The sequence below is a fragment of the Streptomyces sp. 8K308 genome, from assembly GCF_004348315.1.
Taxonomy (GTDB): domain Bacteria; phylum Actinomycetota; class Actinomycetes; order Streptomycetales; family Streptomycetaceae; genus Streptomyces.
In genome coordinates, this window is the sequence record NZ_SMKC01000193.1 from 1 (window position 1) to 12,993 (window position 12,993).

Consider the following 12,993-nt stretch of genomic DNA (forward strand, 5'->3'; position numbering starts at 1 on the left):
AGGGTGGGTGGGGGAGAAACGCCGCCGCGCCGTACCGTCGCTCGGGGCGTCAGTCGAACTCGACGCGGTCCAGCCGCAGCGGCCCGTGCAGTTCCAGCTCCACGTCGTGCGCCCCGCGCAGCGGCGCCGGGAGTTCGGCGGTCACCGCCGCGTAGGCGTACCGGTCACCGGTGGACGGCACGGCGAGTGAGAGGCGCAGGTCGAGGGCGGGCACCCGCAGCTCGACCCGGCCCTCGCCCGGCTCCTCGCGGGAGGCCAGCAGCCGCACCCGCCCCGTGCCGGCGCCTTCGGCGCCCGCGGGACCGAAGTCGCAGGCGCGGAAGCGGAGCAGCGCCTCCGTGCCGTCGTCCGGGGTGGCCACCGCGTCGCCGGCCACCGGATCGCGGTCGACGATCTGGACGCCCTCGCTCTCGTCGTAGTCGACGGCGGCAAGGCCGGCGCGCCTGACCTGCCGTGGGCCGACCGGTTCCCCGGCCACCTTCACGGTCGCGGCCTGCCGGATGTCCCGGCTCGACGCGCCGACCCGCACCGCGTAAGCGCCCGGCTCGACCGCCCAGCGGCCGTGCGCGACGTCCCAGAAGCCCAGCGCGGAGCGCGCCGGCACCGCGAACGTGAGCCGCCGGCTCTCGCCCGGCGCGAGCGTGACCCTGCGGTGGGCGATGAGCCACTGGTGCGGGCGAGGCACGCTTGGTTCGAGCGCCGCGGCGTAGAGCTGCACCACCTCGTCGGCCGCGACCGCCCCCGTGTTGGTGACGGTGACCTCGGCGGTCAGCGTCTCCTCGGTGGCGGTGACCGCGAGGTCGGCGTGGTCAAACGTGGTGTACGACAGACCGTGGCCGAACGGGTAGAGGGGCGTGCCGTCATAGTAGAGGTAGGTGGCGCGCGCCGCGATCAGGTCGTAGTCGAGGATGCCCGGCAGCTCGGCGTCGTCCGCGTACCAGGTCTGCGGAAGACGGCCGGCCGGCGAGACGTCCCCGAACACGACCCGGGACAGCGCCTCGCCGGCCGACTGGCCGCCGTGCGCGGTCCACAGCAGCGCCGGCAGCGTGGCGTCCGCGTCCGGCACCGCGTAGGGGTAGGAGGAGACCAGCACCAGCGCGGTGCGCGGGTTGGCGGCGTGCGCGGCCCGCCACAGCCGGTCCTGTTGGGGCGGCAGGGCCAGGGTGCGCCGGTCCTCGGTCTCCCGGCCGTTGATGTGCGGGTCGTTGCCGGCCACCACGAGCACCACGTCGGCGCGGGCGGCGGCAGCGGCCACCGCGTCCTCGCCGCGTTCGACGGTCTCCACGAAGAAGACGTCGCCCGCCTCGCCCTCGGCGGCAACCTTCAGCCGCCCGGCGGCGACACACACATGGTTGCCGGTACCCAGATGCCGCAGGAGGTGGCCTCCGCCGTGCGGCTCCAAGGCGAAAGTCTCCTGGACGACCCAGCCGCCTGGCTGTGCGGCGGAGGCCCGCACCAGGCCGTCGTCCGCGACGGAGAGGTAGCCACCACCGGGGGCGCACAGCGTCAGCACGCCGTGGCCCCAGTCGACGAGGCGCAACTCCGTGGCGTCCGCGGGCGCGGCGTCGCCGGTCAGCGGCGGCAGGTCGGTGCGGCCGCGCAGCAGCGCCGGGTCGAGGGCGGCGGCCTCCGTCGGCCCGCTCGCCGCCTCGCCGTCCTCGGGGACCCGCACGTGGCCGTGCGCGGTGCGCAGCCGCACCACGTCGGCGCCGTCCGCGAACTCGACGCCGGCGGCGGCCGGATGGGCGCGCAGCCCGTCGAGCGGGCTGCTGCGGCGCAGCAGCGAGCCGCTGTACCAGTCGAGCTTGACCTCGTCGGCCAGCGGGCCGACCACCGCCACCCGGGTGCCAGGGGCGAGCGGCAGCAGCCCGTCGTTCTTGAGCAGCACCACGGCCTTCTCTGCGGCCCGCAGCGCCAGTTCGCGGTGTTCCGGCGTGTCGAACGCCGCGTCCGCGACGTGCGGGTCGAGCTCGGGGTCGAACTCGCCGAGCCGGAACCGCATGCCGAGCAGCCGGCCCACGGCCCGGTCCACGTCGGCCTCGGTGATCAGCCCGCGGCGCAGCGCCTCGGTGAGCCTGGCCACCGTGGGCGCCGCGTCCTCGCCGTGGTCGGTGAAGCTGTCGACGCCGGCGCGCAGCGCGGCGGCCAGCCCCCGCTCGTGGTCCGGGAGGTAGCCCTGGGAGCCGGCGATGTTGCTGGGCGCGCTGGCGTCCGAGCACACCACGAGCGGCAGGTCCGTCCAGGTGCGCAGCTCGTCGGCGAGCAGCGGCGAAAGGTGGTTGGGACGGCCGTTGACCAGGTTGTAGGCGGGCATCACGCCGGCCACGGCGCCGGCGGCCACCGGGCCCCGGAAGGCGGGGAGCTCGTACTCGTGCAGCACCCGGGGCCGCACCGAGGTGGAGGCGGTGTCGCGGCGCTCCTCGTGGTTGTGGGCCAGCCAGTGCTTGAGTACCGGCGCCGTGCGCCAGTAGTCGGGGTGGTCGCCGCGCAGGCCGCGAGTGTAGGCGGTGGCGAGGGCGGCTGTCAGCGCCGAGTCCTCGGCGTAGCCCTCCTCGTTGCGGCCCCACAGCGGGTGGCGCAGCAGGTTGACGGTGGGCGACCAGACGTTGAGCCCCACCCGTTCGTCGGACGCGCGCTTGGCGCGGACCTCGCGCCCGGTCGCCTCGCCGACGGCGCGCACCAGCTCGTCGTCCCAGGTGGCGCCGAGCCCCACGGCCTGCGGGAAGACCGTCGCCTTGCCCATCCAGGCCACCCCGTGCAGGGCCTCCTGACCGGTGCGGAACGCGGGCAGGCCGAGCCTGGGCACGGCGGGTGCGAACTGGTGCAGCATCGCGAGACGTTCGTCGAGGGTCAGCCGGCCGAGCAGGTCGGCGACGCGCTCGGCGACGCTCAGGGCCGGATCGCGGAACGGCGGTGGTCCGTCTGTCACTTCTGGGTCCCCTGGTTCCCTCACGGTCACGGTCACGGGAGCGCGACCGCTTTCGAAGCGCTTCGATGCTGAGTTTCGCGGCGTCGGTCTGTCAAGAGCCTCTTCAACAACGACTCGCCATCTCCTTCGCATCCTTGATCTCTGCGGGCCCAGCCGAGCTGACCAGCTTCGAAGGCCCGCCGAATTTTCTTGTGAAGCAGGGCTTGTGCGGCCACTTGGGGGGTCTTAACCTCAGCGCAACATCGAAGCGCTTCGACCATCCCGCGCCACGGTCTTGCGACGAAGCAGAGCCACGAAGGGTTGACGAGCATGTCAAACTCCCGCCCCGGACCCAGCCGGAGAAACTTTCTCGCGTCCTCGGCGATCGCCGCCGCGGCGACCATGGGTGGCGTGCCCCTGCTCTCCGCGTGCGGTGGCGGCGGAGGCGGTGGCGGCGGTGGCCAGGAGGGTCGCGCCTCCCTCTCCGAGCTGGAGCGGATGATGCCCACCTACCGGGCCTCCGAGGTCGCGGTCGACCCGGACATTCCCTCCGAGAACGGTTCCAGCCCCGGCTACACCCGCTGGATCCCGCAGGAAGAGCTCGGTGTCTCCGTCCCCGAGCCCCTCGGCAACGGCGGCGAGTTCACGGCCATGACCCCGCTGTGGGGCACCCCGCCCGACCCGGGCAACGCCTTCTGGACGGCCATGGACGAGGCCATCGGCGTCCGCATGAACTGGCAGACCCAGGACGGCCAGACCTACGGGGAGCGGCTTGGCGCCGTGCTCGCCGGCAGCGACATTCCCGACCTGGTGTGCATACCGAGATGGGAGCTGACCGGTCAGATCCCGCAGGCCATCGCCAGCCGCTTCGCTGACCTCGGCCCCTACCTCTCCGGCGACGCCGTGCTCGACTACCCCAACCTCGCAGCCATCCCCACCACCGCCTGGCAGCCGGCCGTCTTCAGCGGCGCGCTGCGCGGCCTGCCGATGCCGGCCGCGCCCGTCGGCGGCGTGCTGCCCTACTACCGGCAGGACATCTTCGAGGCCAACGGCTGGGAGCCGCCCACCAGCCCCGAGGAGTTCGTCGCCCTCTGCCGGGAGATCACCTCGCCCGGCAACCGGGTCTGGGCCCTGGAGGCGAACGTCAAGTGGACCGCGTGGACCATCTTCGGCGTGCTCCCCGAGCGGCCCAACTACTGGGCGCGCGGCGACGACGGCCGGCTGATCAACCGCTACGAGACCGACGAGTACCTGGAGGCCCTGGAGTGGACCCGCGGCCTCTTCGCGGAGGGCTTCGTCCACCCCGACTCGGTGGCCGTCTCCGGTGACGAAAGCCGGCGGTTCACGTCCGGCGAGTCCGTGATGATGTTCACCGGCGACGGCGCCTGGCACAACATGATCGTCGAGCAGCTCTCCGTCAACCCCGACTTCCGGATGAACGCCTTCGACTACTTCGGCCTCGACGGCAACGACCCGGTGGTCTACCTGGGCGACGGCTCCGGCATCTGGACCTTCATCAACCGGGACCTCTCCGAGGACCGCATCCGCGAGGCGCTGCAGATCGCCAACTACACCGCGGCGCCCTACGGCACCGTGGAGAACCGGCTGCGCACCTTCGGTATCGAGGGCACCCACTACACGGTGGAGAACGGCCTGCCAGCCCGCACCGACCAGGGCAACGTCGAGGTGGTGCCCGAGACCTACACCTTCATCGCCACTCCGCAGAGCACCGTCGCCTGGGCCGACACCCCCCAGATGGTGGAGGACCTGACCGGCTGGCAGAAGCGCAACCTGCGCTTCGCCCGGGAGCCGCTGTTCTACGGCCGGCAGATCCAGGAGCCCGCCCGGCTGGCCAACCTCAACGACGGCTTCGAGGACCTGGAGGACGACGTGGTCCGCGGCCGCCAGTCCATCCGCGACGTGCAGAACGCCGTGGCCGACTGGCGGCGCAACGGCGGCGACGAACTGCGCGACTTCTACCAGCGGCTGCTGGACGAAGAAGACGCCTGACCGTCGGCCAGAGAGAAGGAGCTCCCGTGTCCCAGAGCACGGTCCCACGCCCACCGGTGCCGACGGAGGGCGGCGACAGTCCGTCGCCGCCGAAGTCGGCGCCGGCCGGCCGGAGGCGCCGCCGCGCCGCGACCCCGCCGCCGGGCGGCATCCGATTCCGGCACAAGCTGCGCCGCGACTACGCGCTGATCCTGATGACGCTGCCCGCCGTGGCGCTGCTGGTGGTCTTCGCGTACATTCCCATCGCCGGCAACGCCATCGCCTTCCAGTACTTCAGCCCCTACGCCGGCGACGGCTTCTTCGACTCCATGGCCAACAGCGCCTGGACCGGGATGGAGAACTTCCAGCGCATGCTGGAGGACCGGGACTTCTGGCGAGCACTGCGCAACACCGTGATGTTCTCCGGGCTTCAGCTGCTGCTCTATTTCCCCATCCCGATCGCGTTGGCCCTGCTGATCAACAGCGTGCTGCACAGCAAGGTGCGGGCCTGGGCCCAGGCCGTGCTCTACCTGCCGCACTTCTTCTCCTGGGTGCTGGTCATCACCGTCTTCCAGCAGCTCTTCGGCGGCGCCGGCCTGGTCGCCCAACTGCTGCGCGACTGGGGCTGGGCCGACAGCTTCGACCTGATGACCGACCCCGGCTTCTTCAAGTGGCTGATCACCGCACAGGTGATCTGGAAGGACGCCGGCTGGGGCATCATCGTCTTCCTCGCCGCGCTCTCCACCGTCAACACCGAGCTCTACGAGTCGGCGGCGGTCGACGGCGCCGGCCGCTGGAGCCGCATGTGGCACGTCACGTTGCCCGCGCTGCGGCCGGTCATCGCGCTGCTGCTCGTGCTCCAGGTCGGCAACATGCTCACCATCGGCGGTGAGCAGTTCCTCATCCAGCGCACCGCGGTGGGACCAGGCGCCTCCGAGGTGCTCGACACCTATATCTGGAACCGCGGCATCGAGAACGGCGACTTCAGCTACGCCGCCGCCATCGGCGTCGTCAAGGGCATCTTCAGCGTGGGCCTGGTGCTTGCCGCCAACCGAGTCGCCCACGCGATGGGCGAACAGGGGGTGTATTCACGGCGATGAGCGACACCAGCGTCCTCACCCATGACGACGAGGAGAAGGAGGTCGGCAGGCGCACACGGCCGGCCTGGGAGGAGCGGCCCACCAGGGTCGGGCTCACCGCCAAGGGAGCCATTCTCACCATCGCCCTGCTGGCGATCCTCTTCCCCCTCTGGATCATCCTCGTCACCTCCCTCTCCGACTCCGAGACCATCTCGCGCAGCGGCGGCCTCGTCGTCTGGCCGCAGGGCATCAGCCTGGACGCCTACCGTGAGCTGCTCAGCGGCGGCCAGGTCTCCCGGGCCATGATGGTCTCCATCGGGGTGACCGTCGTCGGCACGCTCTTCTCCATGACGGTCTCGGTCCTGGCCGCCTACGGCCTCACCAGACTCGGCTCGCTCTGGCACCGCACCCTGCTGTTCACCCTGATGGCCACCATGTTCTTCGGTGGCGCCGGCATCATCCCCACCTACCTGCTCATCCAGAGCCTGGGGCTGATGAACACCTACGCGGCGCTGATCCTGCCGATGGCCGTCAACGTCTTCAACATCCTGGTGCTGCGGGCGTTCTTCATGAACGTCGGCCAGGAGATCATGGACAGCGCCCGCATCGACGGCGCCAGCGACCTGCGCATCCTCTGGCAGGTCGTGCTGCCGCTGTCCCGCGCGGTGCTCGCCGTCATCTCCCTCTTCTACGCCGTCGCGTACTGGGGCAACTGGTTCGCCGGCTTCATCTACATCACCGACCACGACAGGCTGCCCCTGCAGAACGTGCTCCAGCTGATCGTCATCTCCGGCGAACGCCCGACCGGCATGTCGCAGGCGATCGGCACCGGGCAGATCCCGTCGCTCGCCGTGCAGACCGCCGTCATGATCCTGGCCCTGCTGCCGGTCGCCGTGCTCTCCCCGTTCGTCCAGCGGCACTTCAAGAAGGGCATGTTGATCGGTGCTATCAAGGGCTGACGGCACGCCGAGGCGAGGAGACACCATGGCGGGGCTCGATGATGTGACGCGCGGACGGCTGCTGTTCGGCGGTGACTACAACCCCGAGCAGTGGCCGGCGGAGGTCTGGCGGGAGGACGTCCGACTGATGAAGGAGGCCGGCGTCAACCTGGCCACCGTCGGCGTGTTCTCCTGGGCCACCATCGAACCCCGCCCCGGCGCACGGAACTTCGAGTGGCTCGACACCGTCCTCGGGCTGCTACACGACGCCGGCATCGGGGTCGCGCTCGCGACCCCGACCGCCTCACCGCCGCCCTGGCTCGGGGCCAGACACCCCGAGACCCTGCCGCGTGACGAGACCGGCGCGGTCGTCTGGTACGGCTCACGGAACCAGTTCTGCGCCTCGTCACCGGTCTACCGCGAGCACGCCGCGCGCATCACCGAGGACCTGGCCGCCCGCTACGGCGACCACCCGGCGCTGCGCGTCTGGCACATCAACAACGAGTACTGCACCGCCTGCTGGTGCGACGAGACGGCCCGCCACTTCCGGCGCTGGCTGCGGGAGCGGCACGGCACCCTGGACGCCCTCAACGACGCCTGGGGCACGGCCTTCTGGAGCCAGCGCTACGACGCGTGGGACGAGATCATCCCGCCCCGGCGCGTCCAGTACCTCAACAACCCGGCGCAGCTCCTCGACTTCCGCCGCTTCACCAGCGACGCGCTGCTCGAGTGCTTCACCGCCGAGCGCGACATCGTGCGCGCGCACAGCCCGGGCACGCCGGTCACCACCAACTTCATGCCGCTCTTCGCCGGCCAGGACGGCTGGCGCTGGGCGGCCGAGGAGGACGTGGTCTCCGTCGACATCTACCCGGAACCGGCCGCCGGCTTCGCCGACCCGGCCGGGCCCGCCTACGGCGCGCTCGTCCAGGACCTCACCCGCTCCCAGGCCGGGGGCCCGTGGATGCTGATGGAACAGGCCGCGTCCGCCGTCAACTTCCGGCCGGTCAACGTGGTCAAGCCGGCCGGCGTCACCCGGCTCTGGTCGCTCCAGGCCGTCGCCCGTGGCGCCGACGCGGTGTGCTTCTTCCAGTGGCGGCAGTCGCGGCAGGGCAGCGAGAAGTTCCACTCGGCCATGCTGCCGCACGCCGGCGAGCGCTCCCGCGGCTTCCGCCGGATCGCCGAACTCGGCGCCGAACTCGACGCGCTGAGCCCCGTCGTGGGCGCCGACGTGCCGGCCGACATCGCCATCCTGCACGACTGGTCGGCCTGGTGGGCCAGCGGCCAGCCGGGCCGGCCGTCCGCCGAACTCGACCACGCGGCGCTGCTCGGCGCCTGGCACCACGCCCTGTGGCGGCGCAACCTGACCACCGACCTCGCGCACCCCGAGTCCGACCTGAGCCGCTACCGGATGGTCGCCATCCCGCAGCTCTACCTGCTCACGGACGCCGCCCTGGAGAACATCGCCGCCTTCGTGGCCGGCGGCGGGACCCTGGTCTGCGGCTTCTTCACCGGCGTCGCCGACGGCGACGACCGGGTCCGCGACGGCGGCGTGGACGCCAGGCTGCGCCGCGTCCTCGGCCTGGACGTCGTCCATGAGTGGTGCCCGCTGCCGGCCGGTTCGACGGTCCGGCTCGGCGACGGCACCACCGGCAGTCTGTGGAGCGAGGACCTGTCGCCCGCCGACGCCCAGACCGTCGCCGCCTACGCGGAGGGCGAGCTGGCCGGCCGGCCCGCCATCACCCGCGCCCGGCACGGCGCAGGCACCGCCTGGTACCTCTCCACGCTGCCCGAACCCGACGCGCTCGCCGAGCTGTTGGCCGAGGCCGCCGCCACCGCCGGCGTGACACCCGTGCTGGCCGGGCTCCCCGAGGGCGTCGAGGCGGTCAGGCGCGGCACCCTGCTCTTCCTCCTCAACCACCGGCCGGAGCCGGTGACCGCGCGCTTGCCGGCGCCGGCCACCGACCTGCTGACCGGCACGCACCACCAGGAGGAAGTGAGAATGGACCGCCTCGGCGTGGCCGTGCTGCGGTCCTGAACCCCCCACAGTCCCCCCACACCGAAGGGAGACGCACCACCGTGATACGAGCCGCACGCAAGCTCTTCCTGAACCGGGTCGTGACGCCGCTGATCGCACTGCTCGCGGCGTTCGGCCTCACCCTCACCACCGCCACCTCGGCACACGCCGCAACCTGGGAGAGCTCTGACCAGTGGGGCACCTGGAACAACGGCGGGTACACCCTCTACAACAACATCTGGGGCTCCGGCCCCGGTCCGCAGAGCATCTGGGCCAACAGCTACAGCCAGTGGGGCGTCTGGGCGAACCACCCCAACACCGGCGGCATCAAGTCCTACCCCAACGCCAAGCGCGTCGTGAACCGGCAGCTGAACCAGCTGAACTCGCTCAACAGCTCGTACAACGTCACCGTCCCGTCCTCCGGCGCCTACAACACCGCCTACGACATCTGGGACACCGACTACGACCACGAGGTCATGCTCTGGATGAACTGGACGGGCCCGGTCGGCCCGCTGGGCTCGTACCAGACCCGGGTCACCTCGGGCGGCCACACCTGGGACGTCTACCGGGGCAGCAACGGTGCCAACAACGTCTACTCGTTCCTGCGGGTCGGCGGCAACTCCTACTCGGGCTCGGTGGACATCCTGCCGATCCTGCGGTGGATCGCGGGCCGTGGCTGGTGGGCCCAGAACGAGCCCATCGGCGACGTCCAGTTCGGCTACGAGATCACCTCGTCGTCGGGCGGGCTGAACTTCACCACCAACTCGTTCAACGTCAACTTCAGCTGAGCGAGTGAACGCATGAGCGCCGCCCGGCGGTTCCGCGCCGCTGGGCGGCATCGGGTATGGCATCCGCCTCAGCGGCGCGGCCAAGCGTCACAGCGCGCCGTTGGACTGAGCGTGGGAGACGGGCACGCCGGCCGCCGGTCCGGTGCTCGCCCGGACGGTCAGCGTCGGCGGCAGCAGCTCGGTGTGCGTGCCGGCCGGGGTGTGCACGGCGTCCGGCCGCAGCCTGGCCATCACCAGCTCCACGGCGCGCTGCCCCATCTCGAAGGCCGGGATGGCCACCGAGGTCAGCGCGACCGACTGCTGGGTGGCGACCTGCTCGGGGCAGACGGCCACCACCGAGATGTCCTCGGGCACCGCCCGACCCTGCTGGCGCAGCAGGCTCAGCATCGGGCCGAGCACCGCCTCGTTCTGCACGATGATCGCCGTGGTGCCGGGACGCTCGTCGAAGATCCGGGAGAGCGTGCCGGCCATCGACTCGTAGCTGCCCTCGCACGGCCGGTGCAGCACCCGCACGCCAAGCTCGGCGGCCCGCTCCCGCACCCCGAGGATGGTCCGCTCAGCGAACCCGGTGCGCCGCTCGTAGACGGCCGCCGCCTCGCCCACCATCGCGATCTCCCGGTGCCCGAGGCTCGCCAGATGGGTCACGCACTGCCGCCCGGTCTCCGCGAAGTCCAGGTCCACGCAGGTGAGTTCGCCGGTGTCGGCGGGCAGTCCGATCAGCACGGCCGGCCGCCGGGTCTCACGCACCAGCGGTAGCCGCTCGTCCTCCAGCTCCACGTCCATCAGGATCATGGCGTCGGCCAGGCCGCTGCCGACCACCCGCCGGGTCGCGTCCGGGCCCTCCTGGCCGGTCAGCAGCAGCACGTCGTGCGCGTGCTCGCGCGCCGTGGTGGCCACCGCGATGGCGATCTCCATCATCACCGGGAGGTACATGTCGGTGCGCAGCGGCATCATCAGGGCGATGATGTTCGACCTGCTGCTCGCGAGCGCCCTGGCCCCGGCGTTCGGGTGGTAGCCGAGCTCCCGGATGCTGCGTTCCACGCGCTCCCTGGTCCGGGCCGAAATGGTCCGCTTTCCGCTGAGGACGTAACTCACCGTGCTGGCTGAGACGCCGGCGTGCCGGGCGACCTCGGCGAGAGTGACCATATGGCCTCCCCAGTGGTGTGAAGCGCTTCGACGGCGGATGTCAGTGCAATCGCGTTGACCATAGACCGCTCAACTCTCCGTGTCCATAGATGTATCGAAGCGCTTCAACGCCCCCGTCGAGACCCCTCCCCTCACTCCTCCGGGCGGCCGATTCCGACCTCTGTACGAGCGTCGGCTGATACGCGGCCGCGCCCATCGGGTACATAACGGAATGGCACCTTCCGAGGACGCCGCCGACGGCGAGGGCGAGGTGAGCGAGCATGACCGTCTCCGAGGACGAGGCCCGCCGGGTGGCGGAGGGCGCGCGGCAGCGCGAGTGGCGGGGCCCCAGCTTCGCCCGCGAACTCTTCCTGGGCCGCTTCAGGCCCGAGCTGATCCACCCGCGCCCCGCGCCCGACCCCGAGGCCACCCGGTACGGCCAGGAGTACCTCGACCGGCTCCGCGCCTTCTGCGAGCACGCGATCGACGGCGCCCGGATCGACCGCGAGGGCCGGGTACCGGACGAGGTGGTCGCCGGGCTGCGCGAGATCGGCGCCTTCGGCATGAAGATCGCCTCCGAGTACGGCGGGATCGGCCTCAACCACCTCTACTACAACCGGGCCCTCGCCCTGGTCGGCTCCGCCAGCCCGGCCGTCGGCGCGATGCTCTCCGCCCACCAGTCTATCGGCGTGCCCGAGCCGCTGAAACTCTTCGGCACGGAGGAGCAGAAGCGCGCCTTCCTGCCCCGCTGCGCCAGGGGCGAGATCTCCGCCTTCCTCCTCACGGAGCCCGACGTCGGCTCCGACCCGGCCCGGCTCGCCGCCACCGCCGAGCGGGACGGCGAGTCCTACGTGCTGGACGGCGTCAAGCTGTGGACCACCAACGGGGTGGTCGCCGACCTGCTCGTGGTGATGGCCAAGGTCCCCGACGCCGGCATCACCGCCTTCGTCGTCGAGGCCGACTCGCCCGGCATCACCGTCGAGCACCGCAACGAGTTCATGGGACTGCGGGGCCTGGAGAACGGCGTCACCCGGCTGCATCAGGTCCGGGTCCCGGCGGTCAACCGCATCGGCGAGGAGGGTGAGGGGCTGCGGATCGCGCTCACCACCCTCACCACAGGACGGCTCGCCATGCCCGCCACCTCCGCCGCCGCCGGCAAGTGGTGCCTGCGGGTCGGCCGGGAGTGGTCCCAGGCCAGGGTCCAGTGGGGCAAGCCGATCGCCCGGCACGAGGCGATCGGCTCCCGGCTCTCGTTCATCGCCGCCACCACCTTCGCCATGGAGGCCGTCGTCGAACTGGTCAGCGAGCTGGCCGACGAGGGCGGCAGGGACATCCGCATCGAGGCGGCCATCGCCAAGCTCTACAGCAGCGAGATGGCCTGGCGGATGGCGGACGACCTGGTCCAGATCCGCGGCGGCCGCGGCTTCGAAACCGCGGACTCCCTGGTCGCCCGCGGCGAGCGCGGCGTGCCGGCCGAGCAACTGCTGCGCGACCTCCGCATCTACCGGATCTTCGAGGGGTCGAGCGAGATCATGCGGCTGCTGATCGCCCGCGAGGCGGTCGACACCCACCTCAAGGTCGCCGGCGGCCTGATCGAGCCCGACTCCTCGCTCACCGAGAAGCGCCGCGCCCTCACCGCGGCCGGCCGATTCTACGCCCGCTGGCTGCCGTCCCTGGTCGTGGGGCGCGGTCAACTCCCGCTGTCCTACGGAGACTTCCACGTTTCCAGGCACCCCAACCTGGCCGCCCACCTCCGCTACGTGGAGCGCGCCGCCCGCCGGCTGGCCCGCGAGACCTTCTACGCCATGTCCCGCTGGCGCGGCCGCCTGGAGAGCAAGCAGAGCGTGCTGGCCCGCATCGTCGACATCGGCTCCGAGCTCTTCGTGATGACCGCCGCCTGCGTGCACGCCGAGCGCCTCCGCGACGAGGACGACCACGGCCGCGAGGCCTACCGCCTCGCCGACGTCTTCTGCCGCCAGGCCCGCCAGCGCGTCGAGGCCCTCTTCGTCCAGATGCTGCACAACACGGACGCCGCCGACCAAGCCCTGGTCCGCCAGCTGCTCGAAGGCGACTACCGCTGGCTCGAGGACGGCATCCTCGACCCCACCACCGACGGACCCTGGATCGCCGACACCACCCCGGGCCCCTCCAC

The 12,993-nt window shown here is 71.6% G+C and carries 8 protein-coding genes; 6 read left to right on the plus strand and 2 right to left on the minus strand.

The features are described 5' to 3' along the window. Window positions 1-49: 49 nt before the first annotated feature. Window positions 50-2,929 carry a glycoside hydrolase family 3 protein gene (locus E1265_RS23350; protein ID WP_243741045.1) on the minus strand — a complete coding sequence of 960 codons (2,880 nt, stop codon included), beginning with the start codon at window positions 2,927-2,929 and terminating at the stop codon, window positions 50-52. Between the two features lie 381 nt (window positions 2,930-3,310). Here E1265_RS23350 and E1265_RS23355 point away from each other — a divergent pair, with 381 nt between their 5' ends. The 5 genes from E1265_RS23355 (at window position 3,311) to E1265_RS23375 (ending at window position 9,716) form a co-directional block, all read left to right on the plus strand. Continuing rightward, on the plus strand, window positions 3,311-4,918 hold the full coding sequence (locus E1265_RS23355; protein ID WP_347877238.1) for an extracellular solute-binding protein: 1,608 nt from the start codon (window positions 3,311-3,313) through the stop codon (window positions 4,916-4,918). Window positions 4,919-4,944: 26 nt separating this feature from the next. Next, complete coding sequence (locus E1265_RS23360) at window positions 4,945-5,997, plus strand: ABC transporter permease subunit (protein WP_243741046.1); 1,053 nt, start codon at window positions 4,945-4,947, stop codon at window positions 5,995-5,997. Continuing rightward, window positions 5,994-6,935, plus strand: coding sequence for a carbohydrate ABC transporter permease (locus E1265_RS23365; protein WP_132932963.1), 942 nt, complete (start codon window positions 5,994-5,996; stop codon window positions 6,933-6,935). Before E1265_RS23360 ends, E1265_RS23365 begins: the two co-directional genes overlap by 4 nt. 25 nt (window positions 6,936-6,960) lie before the next feature. After that, window positions 6,961-8,949, plus strand: a complete 1,989-nt coding sequence (locus E1265_RS23370; RefSeq protein WP_132932964.1) for a beta-galactosidase — start codon at window positions 6,961-6,963, stop codon at window positions 8,947-8,949. 80 nt (window positions 8,950-9,029) lie between these two features. Continuing rightward, on the plus strand, window positions 9,030-9,716 hold the full coding sequence (locus E1265_RS23375; protein WP_243741047.1) for a hypothetical protein: 687 nt from the start codon (window positions 9,030-9,032) through the stop codon (window positions 9,714-9,716). Window positions 9,717-9,803: 87 nt separating this feature from the next. On the opposite strand, the gene E1265_RS23380 is transcribed toward E1265_RS23375, so the two are convergent. After that, on the minus strand, window positions 9,804-10,862 hold the full coding sequence (locus E1265_RS23380) for a LacI family DNA-binding transcriptional regulator (RefSeq protein WP_132932966.1): 1,059 nt from the start codon (window positions 10,860-10,862) through the stop codon (window positions 9,804-9,806). A 260-nt stretch (window positions 10,863-11,122) separates the two neighbouring features. Between E1265_RS23380 and E1265_RS23385 the strand changes: the two genes are divergently transcribed. Further along, window positions 11,123-12,993: acyl-CoA dehydrogenase family protein (locus E1265_RS23385; RefSeq protein WP_132932967.1), on the plus strand; the 1,871-nt coding region annotated here is incomplete at its 3' end.